This window comes from Roseofilum capinflatum BLCC-M114 (assembly GCF_030068505.1).
In the GTDB taxonomy this organism is placed as follows: domain Bacteria; phylum Cyanobacteriota; class Cyanobacteriia; order Cyanobacteriales; family Desertifilaceae; genus Roseofilum; species Roseofilum capinflatum.
On record NZ_JAQOSO010000017.1, the window covers coordinates 1 to 20,975 of the forward strand.

The 20,975-nt window shown below is 46.9% G+C and carries 12 protein-coding genes; 7 read left to right on the plus strand and 5 right to left on the minus strand.

The window, feature by feature from the left end:
* Nucleotides 1–397: 397 nt before the first annotated feature.
* A complete protein-coding gene (locus tag PMG25_RS04160; protein ID WP_283765652.1) occupies nucleotides 398–3,685 on the minus strand; it encodes a tetratricopeptide repeat protein in 3,288 nt (1,095 codons plus the stop codon).
* A 52-nt stretch (nucleotides 3,686–3,737) separates the two neighbouring features.
* Nucleotides 3,738–3,866, minus strand: a complete 129-nt coding sequence (locus PMG25_RS04165) for a hypothetical protein (RefSeq protein WP_283765653.1) — start codon at nucleotides 3,864–3,866, stop codon at nucleotides 3,738–3,740.
* Between the two features lies 1 nt (nucleotide 3,867).
* Between PMG25_RS04165 and PMG25_RS04170 the strand changes: the two genes are divergently transcribed.
* Nucleotides 3,868–4,119, plus strand: coding sequence for a hypothetical protein (locus PMG25_RS04170; RefSeq protein ID WP_283765654.1), 252 nt, complete (start codon nucleotides 3,868–3,870; stop codon nucleotides 4,117–4,119).
* A 46-nt stretch (nucleotides 4,120–4,165) separates the two neighbouring features.
* Here the strand turns inward: PMG25_RS04170 and PMG25_RS04175 are convergent, their stop codons facing one another.
* Nucleotides 4,166–4,693 carry a hypothetical protein gene (locus PMG25_RS04175; protein ID WP_283765655.1) on the minus strand — a complete coding sequence of 176 codons (528 nt, stop codon included), beginning with the start codon at nucleotides 4,691–4,693 and terminating at the stop codon, nucleotides 4,166–4,168.
* A gap of 75 nt (nucleotides 4,694–4,768) precedes the next feature.
* Here PMG25_RS04175 and PMG25_RS04180 point away from each other — a divergent pair, with 75 nt between their 5' ends.
* Complete coding sequence (locus tag PMG25_RS04180) at nucleotides 4,769–5,158, plus strand: nucleotidyltransferase family protein (protein ID WP_283765656.1); 390 nt, start codon at nucleotides 4,769–4,771, stop codon at nucleotides 5,156–5,158.
* On the opposite strand, the gene PMG25_RS04185 is transcribed toward PMG25_RS04180, so the two are convergent.
* Both PMG25_RS04185 and PMG25_RS04190 read right to left on the minus strand, forming a co-directional pair.
* Entirely contained in the window at nucleotides 5,139–8,258 is a 3,120-nt protein-coding gene (locus tag PMG25_RS04185; protein ID WP_283765657.1) for a tetratricopeptide repeat protein, read from the minus strand. The genes PMG25_RS04180 and PMG25_RS04185 overlap by 20 nt on opposite strands.
* Nucleotides 8,259–8,521: 263 nt before the next feature.
* Entirely contained in the window at nucleotides 8,522–13,780 is a 5,259-nt protein-coding gene (locus tag PMG25_RS04190) for an AAA family ATPase (protein ID WP_283765658.1), read from the minus strand.
* A 378-nt stretch (nucleotides 13,781–14,158) separates the two neighbouring features.
* On the opposite strand from PMG25_RS04190, the gene PMG25_RS04195 reads away from it, so the two are divergent.
* The 5 genes from PMG25_RS04195 to PMG25_RS04215 all read left to right on the plus strand — a co-directional run bounded on the left by PMG25_RS04195 (nucleotide 14,159) and on the right by PMG25_RS04215 (nucleotide 20,975).
* Nucleotides 14,159–16,882, plus strand: a complete 2,724-nt coding sequence (locus PMG25_RS04195) for a DUF3536 domain-containing protein (RefSeq protein ID WP_430540948.1) — start codon at nucleotides 14,159–14,161, stop codon at nucleotides 16,880–16,882.
* Nucleotides 16,883–16,921: 39 nt separating this feature from the next.
* Nucleotides 16,922–17,884: a hypothetical protein gene (locus tag PMG25_RS04200; protein WP_283765660.1), complete on the plus strand. Its 963-nt coding sequence runs from the start codon at nucleotides 16,922–16,924 to the stop codon at nucleotides 17,882–17,884.
* 164 nt (nucleotides 17,885–18,048) lie between these two features.
* Nucleotides 18,049–19,533, plus strand: coding sequence for an NADH-quinone oxidoreductase subunit M (locus PMG25_RS04205; protein WP_283765661.1), 1,485 nt, complete (start codon nucleotides 18,049–18,051; stop codon nucleotides 19,531–19,533).
* 32 nt (nucleotides 19,534–19,565) lie between these two features.
* The gene (locus tag PMG25_RS04210; RefSeq protein ID WP_283765662.1) at nucleotides 19,566–20,693 is read left to right on the plus strand and encodes a CO2 hydration protein; all 1,128 of its coding nucleotides are present in this window, start codon (nucleotides 19,566–19,568) and stop codon (nucleotides 20,691–20,693) included.
* 60 nt (nucleotides 20,694–20,753) lie between these two features.
* The gene (locus PMG25_RS04215; RefSeq protein ID WP_283751586.1) at nucleotides 20,754–20,975 is read left to right on the plus strand and encodes a hypothetical protein; all 222 of its coding nucleotides are present in this window, start codon (nucleotides 20,754–20,756) and stop codon (nucleotides 20,973–20,975) included.

Genomic DNA, 20,975 nt, shown 5'->3' on the forward strand with positions numbered 1-20,975 from the left:
CGCGAAGCGAAACGGAGTTTTATCGCGAAGCGAAACGGAGTTTTATCGCGAAGCGTTTCATGTCGGCGACAGCCGAAAACGGAGTTTTATCGCCTCATACCATTTCTCTATGATACTGCGCTTAATGAAATGCCTCAGACAGTTTTCTCTAGAGAAATCATTAGTTGCAAGGTTAAAGAGAAATGGTATCACGAAGAGGGTCTCTCATGGCCAACACCCTCTTGATTTGAGGGGAGTCTCACCTGATGAGACTCTCCTTCCACCTCGCCTACAAGCCCCATTAGACGGGGTTTCGCAGAAACCCCTACAAGACGAGCACTCCGAGAGGGATATAGGGAGAGGGCATTTCCAGTTGCACAACTCATTGAGACTAGCTATACTTAGGCTCCTGCTTACCCTACAAGAGTTTCTGAATTTGGTTTTTCCAGGTTAAAGATTGCATGATTTTGGCGAATTGTTTCCCCTGTTTTTTGGCTTGCGTGCGGTTTTGGTAAATCCATTCTAGGGTTTCTACAATTTCGTCTATATCGGAGTTTCCCCAGCCTTCTGTTCCCCGGAAATGGGGATGGGAGGGGACGGGAGATTGGCTTTTTAGGGGGTAACCTGCGCCTCGGTTGAGTAGGTCTAAATGGCCGGTATTGGCAGAGAGAAGGGTGGGAATGCCACAGGCTAAACATTCCATGGCGGCTAGGTTGGTTCCGCCTTCGGCACGACTGGTAAAGATGGCTACGTCGGCTTCCCGGAGAATTGGGGGAAGCAGGTGGTTGGGGGTGGGGCCGAGGGCGATCGCCGCCTCTTTTGAAATCCCATTTTTCTGCAACCATGGCATCATCTGTAACCCTCCATTCTGGCTCACTTGGGGTAATCCCGTAACATTGCCGGTGGTGTCTAAGCCGAGCATTAAACTGGGCCAGCCATTATGCCAAGCGGTGACGAGCAATGCATCCGGATGGCGCTGGTGAAAGGCTTTGAAGGCAGCCACAATCTGATCTTGACCTTTGCGGTATTCGAGTTTACCGCCAGCAAAGATAACAAAGCGGTCTTTTCCCCAAATTCCTAGTTTAGGGGCAGGGTGAAAGAGGGTGGGATCGATGCCTTGTAGGACGGTTTCAACGTTGCCGAGTCCAGCGCTGGTCAGGAGTTGGGCGTTCCAATGGCAACCGGCAATTAGGCGATCGCAGGTTTGGGCGTTGGCGATCGCCTCCTTGTCTAAATCCGTATCTTCAAAAAACACAATCCCTACCGCAGAATTACCCTGTAAACGCTCCATTAACGGTGATTTTCTAAACCCATGACCTAAACCATGGAAGATGGGAATATTGGGGCTGACTTTGGGTAAGGGGCCCCTTTCTTTGGCTTCGGCAAACACTTGACGCAAGGCGATTTGATGCAAGGGGTGCAAGTTCTGAATATTACCAGGGGGAACCAGTAAGTGGGGATAAGTTTCTGGGTTTTTCATCAGTTGCAAGGCTAGATTGAGTCCGTAGATTCCCCACCCCGTGTGGTTGCCGAGTTGCCAAGCAATTCCGATACCATTTTGGGTAATATTTGGGTCGGTAGGGGCGGGTTCACCCATAACCTCGCTATCCCACCCAGATCTCCGTGAACCCGCCCCCGCGCTTACGCTGGAGGGGATTAATTGTGTGTTCTGGGTGATGGTGGGGCGGGTTAACTTCAATTTGGGTTGATCTTCTAAATCTTGGGTGAACCTGCCCCTACGGGTGACTAATTGGGTTTTGACGGTAGTGATGACAGAATGCCAGTCGCTGCGTGCGGGTTGGCGGAAGATGCGGACGGTGGGATACCAAGGGCTGTCGGAGCGATCGAGCATCCAGCGCCAGTCGGGAACGAAGGAGAGTAACAGCCAGGTGGGTTTACCCATGGCTCCGGCAAGATGCACGAGGGAGGTATCGACGGTAATAATTAAGTCGAGTTGATCGATTAGGGTGGCGGTGTCGGCAAAGTCCTGGATAATGGGGTCGAGGTTGGTGATGTTTTCTACGCCTTCTAGTTCTTGGGCGCGATCGCCTTTCTGCAAGCTGTAAAAGTCGATTCCTTCGATGGCTAACAAGGGCAGAAGATCGGCGAATTTACAGGAGCGTTGGCGATCGTTGCCATGGTTAGGATTCCCTCCCCAGGCTAACCCCACCTTGAATTTATCCGATTTGGCGATCGCCCCATCAACCTGTTCTAAACCCTCCCTAACCGGAGCGCGAAGATAAGGAATAGGCGCGGGAATCGTATCTAAAGTCGTTCCTAAAATATAGGGCAAACTCATCAATGGGGCCCAGATATCATAGTCCGGTAAAGGTTGATCCCGTGGCACTAACCTAACGGGTTTATACCCATCGGCGCTATGTTCCGCTACAAAATCTGCAAACAATGCGATCAGCAGTCGGGGACATTCGAGGATCACTTCTCCCCCGCGCTCTTGCACCAGAGGCAAATAGCGCAAAAATTGGATCGAGTCTCCAAATCCTTGTTCACAATAGAGGAGTAACGTTCGTCTTATAAATGGGGAGCCATTCCATCGGGGCTGATAAACCGGTTTATGATGGCCAGAAGTTTGCCATTGATAGCGCCATTCGTATTCTGCCCAACCGTTGCTAAAATCTCCCGCAAGTAAGAGCGCTATACCTAGGTTCGTATGAGCTTCGGCATAGTCGGGTTTGAGGGCAATACAGGTTTTATAAGCTGCGATCGCCCCATCATAGTCTCCTATTTTATCCAGAGCAACCGCGAGATTATTATACGCATCGGCATAATGGGGGTTCAGTTCTAGGGATCTGTGATATTCGGCGATCGCCTCTTCCACTTTTTCCTGTTGACTCAGGGTTACCCCTAAATTATTGTGGGCTTCCGGTGAGTTGGGTTCGAGTTCTAAGGAGCGATAATAATGTTTTAGTGCCCTGTCGAGTTGTTTGCGATCGCTCAGAGCAACCGCGAGATCGTGGTGCAATTTGGGCGAGTTGGGATCGTGAATCAGAGCGCTTTCATAGTGGGGAATCGCCTGCTCGATCTGGTTTTCTTGGTGCAGCAGGGAGGCAAGATGAGCATGAATTTGGGTATATTCAGGATTGAGTTCTAGCGCTTTTTGGTAATGGGAAATCGCCTCTTTCCGTTGGTTTTGTTGATGGTAACAGAAGGCGAGGCTATAGTGAACTCCAGCATGATCGCGAACGCGATCGATGACCTGTTTTAACTCAAGAATAGCGCTTTCATAATCTCCCTGTTCCAGATAGAGATTGCCTAAATTTTGCCGTGCTTGGGTATAGTCAGGGTTGAGTTTTAAGGCTTCTTGGTAATTCTCAAGAGCTAAATCCAGATTACCCAGAGTTTTGTAGGTTTTAGCCAGATTATAGTAACTTTCCGTATAGTCAGGCGCAAGGGCGATCGCCTGTTGATAATGCTCGATCGCGATCGTGGGGCGATCGCTTTGAGCTAGGGCAGTGGCTAGATTATTATGGGTTTGCGGTTGATTGGGGTCAATCTTGAGAGCGTTTTGATATGCGGCGATCGCCTTTTCGATATCCCCCGCACTATAGCAAGTCACCCCCAACAGATGCCAAACCTGCCCATTTTGGGGATTTTGCTGGAGGATCTGCCCGCAAAGGTTCGCCGCTTCCTGGAGTTTTCCCCCCTGAATAGCGCCAATAATCTGATTCAGTTGTACGGTAATATCCACGGTTTAAATGGGAAAGTCGCACAGATCTAGTGTATCGGAATTGTGTTATTGTCTATTGAACGCGATCGCCTCCAGGGAAGGTGTGCCAACTGTAGAGCGGTACGCGCATGGGGAAAAGTGAGGGAATCGTTGAAATTTGCGATCGCTCGCGGATAATACTCTTGGAAACCGGAGACTCCATAATGAAAGCTCAACTCTACGATAAAATTAAAACGCTAACCTCTATTCACTCTGATTTTAATAGTACAGTTTTTCCCGAAAATACCGAAGGTGTGATTGTTGAATGCTACGAAAACCCTGAAGGTTATGCTGTAGACATTGCCCTACCGAATATAGATTTAGTCGGAGGATTTCAATATACAAACGTGATTGTGATGCCTGAACAATTTCAGGTTGTCTCTGAGGGGGTGTGTTTAAGTCATTATGGCTTCTAATTCCCTCAGATCGCTGATTGTTTTTTGTAATATCATGTCCGTTGGATCAGTTGTAATATGTCATTGCGAATGGAACGAAGTGGAATGAAGCAATCTCGCCTATCCCGGTAAACTTGGCGTTTCCGCTTCGCGGACATGAAAGCGAAGCTTGCGCGTTTCGGCTGTCGCCGACATGAAAGCGAAGCTTGCGTGTTAGCGAAGCTTGCGTGAAACGCGAAACGCGAAGCGCGAATGCTTCCCTGCGGTCGCAATGACAACTGTTTAACGGGACTTGATATAACTTATAACTTTGATAAACCACTTCATATTCACCGGACAACTCTACCTGTAATGTCTGCCATAATTCTAGACCTTTACGTTCAAACCTATCTGCATCTTCAGGGAATTTAAACCCAGATTGTGCCGGATCGTCCCAATCTAAAGTATCGTCGTACATCGCTGCCCAGGCGTGCAAATCAGAGCGAGTTTCAGAACTCAAAGATAAAGTCATCGGATCGATATCTCCCACTTCTCCATCCATATGCCACAACGGATAGCATTCATAATCTGCCATCAGTTTAATTCGTTTCAACATAGTTGATTATTCTCTAAAGTCTTTACCACTTCAATGTTTCATTGTACAATAAAACCTAAAGGCTACGATAATCCCATGGACACTGATGTAAAGTCAAATGTTAGTCTGTCTAACGGTCTCATTGAGACAATTTACAAACGTTTGCAGGTTACACCCGAACAAATTATGGCGTTTTGTCAGAAGTGGAAGATTATAGAACTCGCAGTATTTGGCTCGGTACTGCGCGATGACTTTCGGGTTGCAGGAGACGATCCCAGTGATATCGATCTACTCTATGTTTTTGATTCTGGGGTAACCTATGGATTTGAGTTTTTCGATATTAAGGAAGAGCTAGAACATTTATGCGATCGAAAGGTTGATTTAGTCAGTAAGCAGGGAATTGCCAATAGTCGGAACTGGTTAAGACGTAAATCTATTTTAGAATCAGCACAGGTGATTTATGGCATCAGTTTTCCTGCTCCGTAGTCTGTATGCTAATCCTAGCTAATAAATCCTCAGTTTTGCTTGCTTGATGTATGCCCAATGACTTAGCACAATTCAACGCTTTATCAACAAAACGTATTGATAAATCTACATTGCCAATATTCATATAAAGAGAAGAAAATTTTAGATAAATATTATACATATTTTCACGGCATCCAATATTGATCGAAATATTCAAAGCTTCTTGCAAGTATTTTTTACCTTGTGAGTAGTCTTGAACTTTGATGAAAAGATCACCTAAAAGTTGTAATCTATAAGCTTCTCCAGCACGATCTCCAATTTCTCTAGCTATTTTTAAAGCTGGCTGAAGATACTTCATTGCCTGGTCATATTCTTCTTGAAAGATACAAATAAATCCTAGATTTGCCAATGCTGCTCCTTCACCAGATTGATTGCCGATTTCTCTAAACATGACTAACGCTTGCTGATAATGCTCTCTTGCTGTTTGATATTCTCCTAGGGAGTAATTGATATGTCCCATATTGATACTTGACTTTGCTCTTGCTAGACGATCGCCAGTTTTTTTTGCGATAGCTGAATGCTGCTGAAAATAGATCATTGCCTTTTCATTATTTCCTAGTATATTGTAAATATTCCCCAGATTATTAAGTGCGATTTCTTCTACGATCTGATCGCCCATTTCCCTAGTCATAGCCAAACACTTGTGAAAATAATTTTTTGATTTTTCATATTCTCCTAAATGATAGAAAATAACTCCTATATTGCAGCACAAAAATGGATCATAGTTCTGGCTAACTTTACCCAAAAGTTGAGTATATATCTCAAGCCGTTGCCAATAATAACCCCAAGTATCTAGTTGATTATGCAATGGCTCTTTGGTGGGGGTATCTAATCGGATTTGCATAATCTTTACAGATGCTTCCCACTTCTCAGCCTGACAATAATGATAAAACGCCTCTAAATACCCTCGTACTGTTTCCAGGTTACTCGCCTCTGCGGGGGGTTCATATTCCCGTAACCAAATCTGCGCTGCTTGCTCTTGCACCGAATGCCACTCCTGAGCCTCCCGTAACTCTTCCAGCGCTACTTCGTGAATTAGGTTATGTTGTCGCAGCAATAGCTTTTCGTCAGTTGCGGTTGCTTGCACCAACGCCCGCAACTGCAACAGTTCCAACGCTTGCCAGGCTGCATCCTCTCCCCACTCTTCCCCCATTGCCACATAAAACAGCTTTTCCACCGGTTTCCGATACACCGCACCCCGCACTAATAACCAATAGGCAACCGCTTCATCTTCCCGCAACCGAGATAACACCTCTCGCACCCGTTTTTTTACCTTCCGCTCTAAGTTTTGATGTCGGTTTCTAGAGTCTTCCTCCGTGAAGCTCTTGCCAAACTCGCGCCAATAGCACTTCACATTGCCTTGAAACGGTTTAGCCAACAGTTCTCTAACAACCACTTTAATAACTAACGGATGTCCTTCAAATGCTCTCCCTATCTGCTGGAGATAGCCCAAACTCTCCTCATCTTCCGGAAATTTAATCTCCTTATTCTCAAACCACTGGCGAAATAACTGCTGCTGCTCATTTTCTGCCAAACCTTCTAAAGGTTCCTCCTGCCAAAAATGATCCTGTTTGCATAGATCAAACTGGGTTAACCTATCCTGAGATGTAATTATCACTCGACTCTGACAACTCTCTCCCACCAACAGTGCCTCAAACAACCGCCACCATCCCTCATCCGCAAACACACTATCCACCATTCGCCCCGTTTTCGGCTGCAACAATTTTTCCATGGAGTCAAACAGCAACAAATACCCTTCCTTCCGCAACTTCGCCACCACCTGATTAAACCTCTGTTTGCTCGGCGTTTGTGGGGGTAGGGGTTTTCCTGTCAACGTCTCCCAGAACTGGACTAGAAAGCCGTCAAACCCCTGTTGCCAGCTCCCATAATCAAAATTGATCCGAATCGGTTTTAACCCCGTATGAGCCAATTCTGTGACCGCTATACATTCCGCCAGCGCCGTCTTTCCCTGCCCGGTAATCCCCGTTACAATCAAAATCCGGCACTCTCCCCTGAGACTCTCCCCCAGTCTGCCACTCTCCTCCCGTCCCACCCAAGTCTGGGGTCTGTAAGCATAGCGGTTGAGCCGAAACTCGCGAGGCGCTGGCGTTTGGCTCTCTTGCTCTGGCAATGGAAGACGTGATGAAAGTTCTGCAAACCCTTGGCGCATCTCTTGGCGCAACTGTTCTAGACTTTCCTCAAGATTGTGCAACAGTCCGGTAATCGTCGTTTCCATCACGCCCAACTGTTGGCAAACATCAGCAAAACCCGAATGAATCTGTTGGGCAATATCGTTAAAAAAGCTCTGCTGCTGTGCTTCAGTTCCCCGTAACTGACTTGCCAATTGCTGAAACTGCTCCAAGACAAGGGTTAAATCGTCTAAATTCTCCCCTCTCGGTGAGTTTCGCAATTCCATCAGTGCTGCGTTCATTCCCGCGAGTAACTGCAAGGTTAATCCCGCAAATGCTTTACCCTCTGTTACAAAATCTTCCTTGAGCGTTTCCCGTAAGGCTTTGGGGAATGCGCTATGCAATAACTCAGCAACCCTTTGCTTGACTGGATCGGGGATTTCAAAGTGTCCCTTGGGATCGGCCAGAATATCGAGCTTGACAAATATAGTAAGCCATTCTTCGATCGCCAGGTTCCCCTGTTGAGTAAGGCTATATTCTTCTGGAGTTAGGAATTTTTCCAGGTTGGCTTCTCTTAATTCAGGGTAGCGTTGCTGCGAAAGTTCCTGTTGAGCCAGCCTGAGCCAATTCTTGTTAGCTTGAGCCGCAATTTTCTGTAGGTACTGACGAATGGGGCGTTGCTGTCGTTTGGCTTCTAGGGTAATAACGGCAGCAATGGCTTTGCCTACAGCTTTGGTTAAATCGTTGTTCTCTAAGGAAACCTCTTCTCCATTCCGCCAATCAACCAAAGCATCTAGGGCATTAGCTGTGTTTCCAGCCGCTACACTGAGGAGAGCATCGGCTAACACTCCGCCAACGCCAGCAAAGACGAGACCGCCAAAGACACAACTGCTACCCATTCCTAATTTAACCAGCGATCGCCCAACAGACATACCAAAAATCTCCACGCTACCCTTATTTTACAAAAACTCTTCAATGAAGATCGAGTGCGCGGTAAGTTAACTCTAGATTTAACTGTTGTCATTGCGACCGCAGGGAAGCATTCGCGCTTCGCGTTTCACGCAAGCTTCGCTTTCATGTCCGCGACAGCCGAAACGCGCAAGCTTCGCTTTCATGTCCGCGAAGCGGAAACGCCAAGAATAGCGAGATGGCAGAGATTGCTTCACTTCACTGCGTTCCGTTCGCAATGACTTAATTAGGAATGTTGTTGTTTGAAGACTAGCAAGGTGATGTCATCAAAGACCTTGTGGTTGCCGATAAAGTCTTGTACATGGGCGATCGCCACTTCTTGAATTTCCTGAGCGGAATGGCTCCAGTTATCTTGAATCACTTTATACAGTCGCTCTAAGCCATAGAATTGACCGGCGGCATCCTCTGCCTCTGGGATGCCATCAGTATAGAGAACCACGCCATCGCCGGGTTGCAAGTCTAGAGTCGTTTGATCGACAAACTCAGCAATATTGTCAATTAAACCCACCGTCATCCCTAAATCTAAGGTATCGATCGCCTCTAAAGTGCCATCAGAACGCATCACCAAAATATTCTCATGCTGTCCGCTAATGCTCAGACGGCCGTCAACATAGTTGAGAATGGCTAAGGTCAGGTGGCGATCGACTCCCATCCGTTGTATATTTTTGTAGAGAGTAGAATTCACCGTATTCAAAAATCGTACCGGATCGGCTTCTCGCAACTCCTTCAGCGTGCGAATAATGGTTTGAGCCATCATCATCACTAAGCCACTTTCGAGACCATGACCGGTTACATCTCCAATGCCGATGGTGACTACGCCATCTTCGACCAACACATCGTAATAGTCTCCCCCCACCTCATCCGCAGGAGCCATATAACCGGCAATATCTAAGTTGGCGATCGCCTCCAGTTCCTCAGATCGGGGTAAAATCATCTGTTGTACCCGACGCGCTATATCCAACTCTGCCCCCAAGCGCAAGTTTTCCACCTTCAGTTTTTGATTCAGTTTCGTGATTTCTGCATTCGCTGCTGCCAGTTCACCTGTGCGTTGCGTGACTTTATCTTCTAAGGTTTGATAAAAGCGAGCATTATTAATGGAAATAGCGGCCTGAGTGGTGAGCAGATTAAGAACATTGAGCCGCTCTGGAGTAAAGGCTTCTGAGGTGAGATCATTTTCTAAATACAGAATACCCATGAATTGACCTTGAGTAAGAATGGGCATACAAACCAGACTTTTCGGTGCGTGTTGTAGTAAATAGGAGTCTGTTATAAAGGGGTGATTCTCTTGCAAATTATTGATCAGCACCGTTTCTTGGCTATGTTTGACCGTGTTAATAATGCTCGTCGGTAGAGTCCTGGCTTCCTCTAGGGGAGTGGTCGTAAGATGACAAGTGCGATCGCGATATTGAGCCATCATTTCCCAGGTTCCTGAGTCCCCTAAAAGCAGAGTCCCATGAGTCGCTCCAGCATTTTCAATCAGGATGTGCATGAACTTGGACAATAAAGCATTAAGAGAGATTTCTTCCGAGAGAACTTGAGAAGCTTTAATCACACTCAGAAGATCTAAAGCGCTAGAGGTTTCTGCGGAGGTACTGGTGAGGGTCTCACCTGAGACTGGCGTACTGGAACGGTTGAAAATGGGCGCGAGAAGTTGGGGATATTGGGTTGCGAGTTGATCCGTTTTGGCTTTGGCTCCCCATCGAGCATAGCCATAGTAGGCTTCTTGCATATAGCCAGCCGCCACTTTTTCTTTACCCCACTCTAAGTAGAATTTGGCCGCGAGTTCATTGGCAAGACTCTCTTCTTGCAGATATTCATTCGCTTTCGCTCCGGCGATCGCCCGATCGTAATATTCAATCGCTTCTGTCCTCTGTCCTAATACCCGGTATCTTTCCGCTTCTACCAGGTCGTATTTATGCTGAAAATTCATCGAAGCATGAATAGCCCATCGATGTAAAATAGTCTGATTGAAACTTACTTGCTCTAACTGTGCAGATGAACAATCTTGAGCCAGTAAAATCAGGGAATAGTACATTTTATGAGTCGCTGAATACATAAAGCCCACCACAGAGCTGGTATACTCTTGAGCTTGCACTGCATGGGCTAAGGCTGCTTCGCGATCGCCAAATAAATAGCTCAGAATCGCTTTTAACAGATAGACATTAAACAACGTCCAGAAGTCCGAACAATCATGTAACTCAGGTACAGTTTTTCTCTCATCAAATGTTTCACCCACTAACTGAGTCGGGTCTGCATTCAAACCTTGCAAATTCGCCCCAAATTGATGCCAGGCTTGGGTATGACAAATGGCCAAATTATTTTTTAGCTCAATCAAAGTCTCTAAATAAGGCGTTTGTTTCTCCGTCACCGTTTTTAGATTCAAACTCGTCGAGCATAAATAGCAGCAATAATTAAGGGCGCAATAACTAGCATAAATAATATCTCCAAACTCCCGTCCTGTTTGAAATCCTTCCAGCAAGGGGTCAAGAGAGTCTTGAATATGATCTTTCCACGGTTTAATAAAAACATAAACAATATCCCACACATGGCATTTCAGGGAAGGATCGTGAAATCGCTCTAAGAGTTTCAGGGATAACTGACCGGCATGATATCCTTTTTCAATATCCCCCAAAGACCCACAAAGAAGCATTCCATACCAACTGTAAGATAGAGCTGCTAAGGCACAATGACCTTGTTCAATACACAGATGAACTTGGGTTAACACAATTTGCAGTAATAACTCCGGTTTACTGAGTAAAACAGGGGCCAAGAGATGGGTTAAAATTCGCAAAGCCGCCTGTTGATTTTCATCCCTCAGTTCTGGCAGCGTCGGCACTTCTTCTAGAGAAGGAAGTTGCAGGCGATCGCTCTCTTCAATTGAAACATTTTTCAAGGGAATATTGAGTAATTTTAAGGCTTTGAGACCCAAATCTATCCCTTTCAAGTTATTGTTTTCGGATGAATAAATTTGAATATATAACTCATAAACCTTAACTCGATCTAGAATATTAGAAGCCTGTCTTAAAATCACTTCACCCGTTTCTTTCGCACGGTCAAAATGAGTTTGGAGATACTCAGCTTCCATGGACTTAATCTGTAAATTTACGGTTAATTTTTCGTGAGTTTGCCAACTATTTTTACCTAAAAGACGGATGCCAGTCTGAAAATAGGCGATCGCCGCTTCATACGCTGTAGAGTGTTTGGCTTTCTGACCGGCGATCGAATTTAGATGAGCTAATTCATATTGTTGACTTTGATCCGCGATCAAATCAGCCCCGTAGTTCAATTGATTCACGAGAGTAAATATATTCTCTTGATAATCTTCCTCAGACGTATTTTCGAGGAGAAGTTGTCCAATTTTAAGATGAGTCGCTTTTTTATCCGATTCAGGAATCAGAGAATAGGCTGCTTGCTGAACCTGATCGTGTAAGAATCGATAACTTACAGCAACTGTTTTGGGTTCTGCGGGTTCTTGTCCATCAGAGTTTTGAAAAATTTTATAACTTTCACTCATGGGTAAAACCAAACCTTCTTCTAACGGCTCCCAAAGATTGCAGGCAACTGCTTCTGGGGATTTTTCGCAGACAATAGAGAGAGTTCCAAGATCGAATTGATTACCAATACAAGCAGCTAAAGTTAATAAATACTGCGTCTCTTGTGGCAACTTTTGTAAGCGACTGGCCATAAACTGAACTACATCATGGGTAAGAGAGGCATTGTAAATATCGACCAAATTCCATTCCCACTCGGACAAACTCCAGTGAAACTTAAGCAATTGATCTTCATATAATCCTTTGATCAATTGAGTCGTAAAGAAGGGATTTCCTTGACTTTGTTGATAGACAAATTCGCCTAAAGGTTGTACTCTTTCGGTTGAACAGAGGAGCGTATCTGCAATTAACCGATCGATATCAACAGGCTCTAAGGGGTCTAAGGTAATCGTAGAAATAATGGCCTGTTTTGTTTCTAATTCTGCTAGAGTTACAATAAAGGGATGAGTGGGAAATACTTCGTTATCCCGGTAAGCTCCCAGAATTAATAAATATCCTCGATGAGTATCCCCCATCAAGACTTTCATTAACTGAAGAGAGGCTGAGTCTGCCCATTGTAAATCATCTAAAAAGATAACCAGGGGATGTTCTGGAGTAGCAAAGATGGAAATGAAGTTTTGAAAGAGCAAGTTAAACCGATTTTGTGCCGCTACTCCTTCGAGTTTAGGTGCGGGAAGCTGTTGGCCAATAATGGCTTCTAATTCTGGTACAACTTCAATCACAACTTGAGCGTTTTCTCCTAATACTTGGAGGATTTTGGCTTTCCATTGCTCTAAGGCTTGATCGGATTCACCGAGCAGTTGTACCATCAGTTCTCGAAAGGCTTGGACAAAGGCAGAAAAGGGAATATTTCGATTGAATTGGTCATATTTCCCTTGAATAAAGTAACCCCGTTTTTTGACAATGGGTTTGTGAACTTCATGGATGACTGCGGTTTTGCCAATTCCGGAAAAACCAGCAACGAGCATCATTTCTGTGCGTCCTGCTGCTACGCGCATAAAGGCGTTGAGTAGGGTTTGCACTTGGGGTTCTCTTCCGTAGAGTTTTTCGGGGATAATGAAGCGATCGCTCCTATCCTCTTGTCCTAAATCAAAAGATACAATCTTTCCTGTGGTTTCTAGCTGATGTAAGCACTGTTCTAAGTCAGATTTTAATCCCAAGGCGCTTTGATAACGGTCTTCAGCATTTTTAGCCATGAGTTTTAGCACCAATGCTTGTAGAACATTTGGCACTTGACTTTGGGGCGGAAATTGGGCATTTTGAGCCAGGTGACAATGGACTAATTCCATCGGATCGTTGCTCGTAAAGGGTAATTTTCCGGCGAGCAGTTCATAGAAGGTAATGCCTAGGGAATAAAAATCACTGCGGTAGTCAATTCCTCGATTCATCCGTCCCGTTTGTTCGGGAGAGAGATAGGAAAGACTTCCTTCTAAGACATTGGGACTGAGCAGTTGCTGTTTTTCTTTGGGGAGTAAACTGGAAATACTGAAGTCAATCAGTTGAACGTGATGGGTTTCTGGGTGAATGATAATGTTAGCGGTTTTGATGTCTTTATGAATGATTCGTTTTTGACTGAGATAGTGAAGCGCGTCTGCGAGTTGAATGGCAACATTGAGAAACTTTTCTATGGAAGGAGGAAACGATCGCCAAAAGTCAGGTAGAGCGATCGCCCCCGTATCTGGCATAATTAATGCATAGCCATTACCGTAGCGCTCCAGAGCCAGAGGTTGCAGAATGTGGGGATGCTGTAGATCGCAGGTAATGGTGTATTGGTTGCGAAACTGAACTAACTCGTTGAAGCTGGGGTTAGGGTTACCCAGGATTTTGATAATAACGGCTTGGCGATCGCTCTTGCGTATGCCGCGATAAACTAGGGTACGGCTGCCACTATAGAGAATTTGTACATCTTGATAATGGGGTGAATCCAGGATCATCAGCAGTAAGATATAGCGCTTTGCGCTGGTAATGGGTAATGGATATAGCGCGAAGCGCTAGGCAAGAGACAAGAGATAAGACTTATATTGTACAAGGGTTTAAGCAAGCAGCGCAAAGCGCTATAAACCCTTGTTTTCTTAAAATCTTCATTAACAAGCAGTTTTTTATTTTCCAATTGTAATTAAGCATATCTTTATATTTATTGATTCAGAAGCTTCTCAGTCTGAGATACACTATAAATGGCTCATTTGCGATGATACAAAAATAAATGTTTTGCTGAGTCAACGTTACGATTTATAAACAACCGAGCCATTGATTAAGTTTTTAATTAACGCTTATAATTCTGGATTGCCTAACTGGAGGTCTGATTAACTGTGGTGTCTATTTCCCAATTCCTAACCGATGGAACAGTGTTCCCTGATTCACAACCAATTCCCGAAGTTTCTTTACTAGAAAATCAAAGGGATCAAGACAAAGAATTAGGGGATCAAGTTAATTTAGGAGTCTGTGTCACCATTCACGGGCACTTCTACCAACCCCCCCGCGAAAACCCCTATCTAAATGAGATTGAGCGCCAACCGAGTGCGGCTCCTGCTCACAATTGGAACGAGCGGATCTATCATGAATGTTATCGTCCCAATGCCTTTGCGAGAGTGCTGAACGATCGCGGTGAAATCATTGGGATCATCAATAATTTCGAGTATCTGAGCTTCAATATTGGCCCTACGTTAATGGCTTGGTTAGAGCGCTACGATCGCCAAGTCTATCAACGGATCATAGAAGCCGATCGCAAAAGTTGCCAGCGATTAGGCGGCCATGGCAATGCGATCGCCCAAGTCTACAATCATATCATCATGCCCCTGGCCAACGAGCGGGATAAATACACCCAAATTCGCTGGGGAAAAGCTGACTTCAAATCCCGGTTTGGGCGCGATCCCGAAGGCATGTGGTTAGCAGAAACGGCGATCGATTATCCCACCGTTGAAGCCTTGATAAACGAAGGCATTAAATTCACCATTCTCGCCCCCTCCCAAGCCCAAACCTGTCGCCCGATCGCCACCGAAGACAACCCCGATCCCGAATGGTACGATGTGGCCGACTCCAGCATCGATCCCGCCCGTCCCTATCGCTGTTTTATCGACGACGGTCGCTATCTCGATATCTTCTTCTACGATGGCCCCATCTCCAGCGATATGGGCTTTAGCGATGCCCTAAGTAGCTCTTACGACCTGAGCGATCGCCTCGCCCACGCCATCCACACGGACGATCGCCCCAGCCAAATCATTTCCGTCGCCACCGACGGCGAAACCTTCGGCCACCACAAAGGCGGAACCGAAAAAACCCTCGCCTATGCCTTCCTACGGGAATTTCCTGACCGAGGCTGGAACATCAGCAACTTTGGCCACTATCTCAGCCAACATCCCCCCACCTGGGAAGTCCAACTTAAACCCGTCACCGCTTGGAGTTGCTCCCATGGGGTCGGCAGATGGCAAGAAGACTGCGGGTGTGCCAGTGGGGGCGGATGGCATCAAAAATGGCGCAGACCCCTGCGAGATGCTCTCAACCATCTGCGGGATGAATTAGTGGACATTTATGAAACCCACGGATATGAGATGTTCCAAGACCCCTGGAAGGCACGGGACGAGTATGTGGAAGTGATTAATAACCGCCATTGGGATAATGTCGATCGCTTTTTGAACCGTCATCAAAGCCATGCCCTAGAACCGAGCGAGCAGATCGATGCCTTACGCTTACTGGAAATGCAGCGCCATGCTCTGTTAATGTTCACCAGTTGCGGCTGGTTCTTTGAAGAAATTTCTCGACCGGAAGGCACACAAATTTTAAGATATGCGAGTCGGGCGATCGAGTTAGCCAGGGAAGTGACAGGTAAAGATTTAGAAACTGATTTTCTCAGTCAACTCGCCCAAGCTCCCAGTAATGTCGATATCTTTGGAACCGGAGCAGGAGTCTATGACAAAAATGTGATTACCTCCCAAGTGAACTTAGAGCAAGTCGTCGCCCATTTTGCCATTAGTTCCCTGTTTAATAGCTATCCGACTGCCCATAAAGGACTATCAATTACCCAGGAAAAATCGAGTCCCTCAGAGAAAGAGTTTTGCCTCTACTGTTATTTGGTGGAACAACAAGATTATCAACTCCAGCGCATGGGTTCTCTGATGTTAGCGGTGGGTGAAATTAACCTGACCTCTGAAGTCACCAGGGAAGGGGGCCATTTTGTGTTTGCCGTGTTGCATTTAGGAGGATGGGATTTCCATTGCTGCGTGCAACCGTTCTCGAACCGTCGATCCTATTTATCGATTAAGGAAACCCTGTTTAATGCCCTGCAACAGGCGAGCGCTGCTAATGTAATTCTAGGGATGGCCGAGTGGTTTGGCGACCAGACGTTTAGTTTAGACGATCTATTTGCAGAAGAACGCTTGCGGATCATGACCCTTTTGACCCAGGAAACCTTAAACCGGGTCGATCAGTTGTATACCCAAGTGTATCGGGATAATTATGGGGTATTACGGGCATTTCACCGGGATAATCTGCCCCCACCGGCAGAGTTACAGGTAGCCGCAAGTATGGCGTTGTCCCAGCGCTGTTTAAGTCTGTTGACTGCTCTGAAACCGGACAATTTTGCCTCACCAGAAGGGTTAAGTTTGCTGCTAGAATTGGAGGCGATCGCCAAAGAAGCCAAATCTCTCCATTGCCGTCTCACCATTCCCGATGGTCAAGAAATCCTAGAGCGCTTAACCTTACTGGGATTTTGGGAAGTGCTGCAAAATGAAGACCCCACCAGCTTAAATTATCATCTGGAGCGCCTAGAGCGATTGATCGACCTGTCTTCTAGTTTGCAGGTGGGATTATGCTTAACTCGCTGTCAAGAGCTATACTTTAGTTATCTGCACAGTAAGATCATTCCTCGCTGTTTTGGTATCCCCACCTGGGCCTTAAATGGCTCTGAGGGAGGCGACACCCTAGAGAGTGAGGAGACCCCAGTTCAGATGACCTTGGACTTACCCCAAAGCCGTCGCCTGCTGCGTCTGGGCCAAACTCTGGCGATCGATGTTAGCTTATGGTTAGAACGCTTAGAGTAATGTCCTAACCCCTTGAGCAGCTCAAAGGAGAGTCGAGCTATGAAACGTTCCCATCGCCCAACCCGGAAATTATCTACCTCCAAATGGGTCTCGTTGCCAAGCATAAACTGGAGACGGGGCGGGTTATGGTGGGTATTTATACCTCTGTCGGGGGCGATCGCCATTTTCTGGAAACCCATGGCCAACCCAGATACCCTCCATGAGATGGGAAACAACATCTCCACCAATGTTCAGACTCTCCTGAGTCCAGTTACTCCCTATCTCAATAGCCTGCAAGATACCCTTCAAAGGGCACAAACCATCGATCCGGTGCAACCCTCCCTTGCTCGACAAGAGGAACCCCAAGCATCTGATTCTACCTTACCCACGCGATCGGATAGTTTAAGCGACTCAGAACTCCAACAAGTCATGGCCGCTTTATCCCTAGAGGAACTGGGCGAAGAAATTGACAGTTTGTCCTCTCCTGACCTATCTTCTCCCATTTCCTTAGACCTTTCCCCATCAAGGAAAAAAGGGAAAAAAGGCAATACTCAGAACAAAAGCCCTTTGTCCGCTTCCCATCCTCTAGTTTCTTCTGTTCCCTACTGGAGTCGAAAACCCGCTCAACCTGAACCAGAGGACAACACTTCTCTCTATCCCACAGTGACATCCATCCTGAACTCAGGGAAAAATGACCAGATAGAGTCCGTTCCGTCTACTTTACCCACCTATAGTTCCGGTCTCTTAACATCTGACTTAACATCTAACGTCACCTCTAACCCTCAACTTCCACAAACCAGCCTGTCGCGCTATTCCCCCCCCAAAACCCTCTCCTCTGGGTCTTCCTCTTCTTCTCCCTCAGAGGGTCGGAGCTTTGGCTATAGTCGCTTGTCTCCTTTTCTCAATCACAAGAGTGAATCAACTGCGCCTAATCCGTTAAACCCTCAACCCCAATTTACGGCTCCCTCTGGCTCCATTCGTCCTAGGGGATATGGTTTGATTGAACCCACTTCCTATGAGTAATGAGCTTGTCGTGCCGTGACAACCCTAAAATGGTGGGTTACGGCGACCGGATTGAGTATAACTACTCGATTCTGTTGCGCTCCCCGAAGGGATCGCGGAGGGAATAGCCCATCCTTTGATAGAGTAAATAGATAGTATAGAGAATCATCAACTTAGGACTATCAATGCTCAGTGTTTTGATCTGGGGCCCGGTTTTAGGTGCAGCAGCGATCGCCTTCTGGCCGGCTGAACTCAAACCGCAAACAGTACGCAACTTGGCCATCACCCTCGGCCTTCTCCTTTTAGCTTGGACAGGTGCGATCGCCCTCCAATTTAATCCCCATCTGTCAGAGTTGCAACTGACAGAAGTTCTCCCCTGGTTAAAAGCCCTAGGATTGACCTACAATCTGGGCATTGATGGCCTATCCTTTCCCCTGATTTTACTCAATAGCTTACTGACCTTAATCGCCATCACGAGCAGCGATCTCCAGCTCCAACGGCCCCGATTCTATTATGCCCTGCTGTTCCTGCTCAATTCCTGCGTTTCTGGAGCCTTCTGTGCCCAAGATTACCTCTTATTCTTCCTCTTCTACGAACTCGAACTCATTCCCCTCTATCTCCTGATCGCCATCTGGGGAGGAAAGCGCCGGGGATATGCTGCCACCAAATTCTTAATGTATACTGCCGTTTCCGGTATTGCCCTACTCGCCTCATTTTTGGGCATCACCTGGTTAAGTGGTGCAGCCACCTTTACCTACGATCCGGCGATCGCCCAAACCCTACCCCTAGCAACCCAACTGATCTGCTTGGGGGGTATCCTCCTCGCTTTCGGGATCAAAATTCCCCTCGTCCCCTTCCACACCTGGCTTCCGGATGCCCATGTGGAAGCCTCCACCCCCATCTCCGTCCTCCTCGCAGGGGTATTGCTGAAACTGGGAACCTACGGACTGCTCAAATTTGGCCTGCTGCTCCTCCCCGATGCCTGGCAAATCCTGGCTCCTAGCCTCGCGGTGTGGGCTGCCATTAGCGCCATTTACGGAGCCTTGAGTGCGATCGCCCAGACCGATATGAAAAAAATGGTCGCCTTTAGCTCTGTCGCCCATATGGGCTATATATTGCTGGCTGGCGCAACCGCCACCTCCCTCAGTTTCCTAGCCGCTATTCTGCAAATGGTCAGCCATGGTCTGATCTCTGCCCTTCTCTTCCTACTGGTGGGAGTCGTCTACAAAAAAACCGGAACCCGCGACCTCAATATCTTAAAAGGCCTCCTCAACCCAGAGCGCGGCCTACCCCTGATCGGCAGCCTCATGATCGTCGGAGTCATGGCCAGCGCCGGAATTCCTGGTATGGTGGGCTTTGTATCCGAATTTCTCGTCTTTTGGAGCAGTTTCCCTACCTTCCCCATCCCCACCCTGATCTGCATGGTGGGAACTGGCTTAACTGCTGTGTACTACCTGCTACTGGTTAACCGCACCTTCTTTGGTCGCCTCTCCGACACCGTGCAAAACCTGCCCCCTGTACAATGGTCAGATCGCATTCCGGCGATCGCCCTTACCCTGCTGATCGTCTTCTTCGGCCTCTTCCCCAGCACCCTCACCCAATGGAGCGAAACCACCAGCACCGCCCTCTTCCCCACTCAAACCCTAGTCTCCCAATCCCCCATCCCATAAGCAACTACTCATTACTCATTACTCATTACTCCATGATCGCCCTCGCTCCCTCCAAACACCCCCTAGCCTCCTACATCGAACGCCTAGAAGCGGGCGGTGACTTACTAGCCCACTCCCCCGAAAATCTTCTAGAAGTGGTGGGCATTCTCAAAAGCTATGGTGTGGTTCTTGATGCCTATTCCAACAACCTGATCTATATGGCTCAGGAACAGTTTTTAGTCCTCTTTCCCTTCTTCAAATACTTCAATGGAGAAGTCACCCTCAACAAACTGCTCAAACATTGGTGGCACGATCGCATTAACTATGAGTATGCCGAATATGTTATGCGCGTGATGCTCTGGCATGGGGGTGGAGAAATGGATACCTATCTCGATAGCACCGCTTTTGGGGAATATGCAGAACAGGCGATCGCCGCTAAAATCAAATCCAACCCCGCCATGCAACTGCTCCACAAACTCTTTCCCGACTTTCTCCCCGAACAAGTCCGGCAAATGGTCTATACCAGCGCCCTAGGACAGTTTTGGCGCATCATGAGTGATATGTTCATCGACCTCTCCGACCGCTATGATCGCCAAGAGATCCAAACGATTCCCCAAGTTGTCGAGCATATTCTCGCCGGATTAGTCGCCGCCGCCAATACCCCCATCACCTATAGCGTCAACATCAAAGGGCAACCCTACGACCTCATCCCCCCCGCTCAAAACTTCAAATTCTTAATGGAAACTGCCGTACCCTACGTCGATACCATCTTCTTTCGCGGCACTCCCTTCCTCGGAACCGTTTCCTACAACGCCCAAGCCCGACAAATTCCAGGAGAACAAGCCGAATTCACCTATGGGGCACTCTATGCCGATCCCCTCCCCACCGGAGGCGCAGGCATTCCCCCCACCTTGCTCATGCAGGATATGCGTCATTTTCTCCCCGACTATTTGCACCAATTTTATCAACGCAGTCGTCGCGCCGAAGATGACTTGTTAGTGAAAATTTGCGTTAGTTTTCAGAAGTCCATGTACTGCGTCACCACAGCAGCCATTAAGGGACTGACTCCCCATCCCCTCGACACTACTGAGCCAGAGCAGAAGCAGGCCAACCGCGCCTATTTTGAATCTTGGATGGATCGGTTTCTGGCTTCTCGTTTGCTAGAGGTGAATCAAGGGTAGGAAAGATCGTCAGTTAAAATCTGAAGTATCGAATACAAGTTGCTGAACGGAGAATATAAAATGGCTAATACTGTTGAATTTAAGGCAAGAATTAAACAAGGTATCATTGAGATTCCAGAAGAATATCAACAGGAGTTAAGGGAAGAAAATGAGGTAACTGTAATTGTACTCAAACAGTCTAAAAGGATTTCTCAAACAGGAATGATTGCTGAATTAACTCGAAATCCGATTCCTGTGCCTGGTGTGCATAAATTAACAAGAGATGAAATTCACCAACTTTAG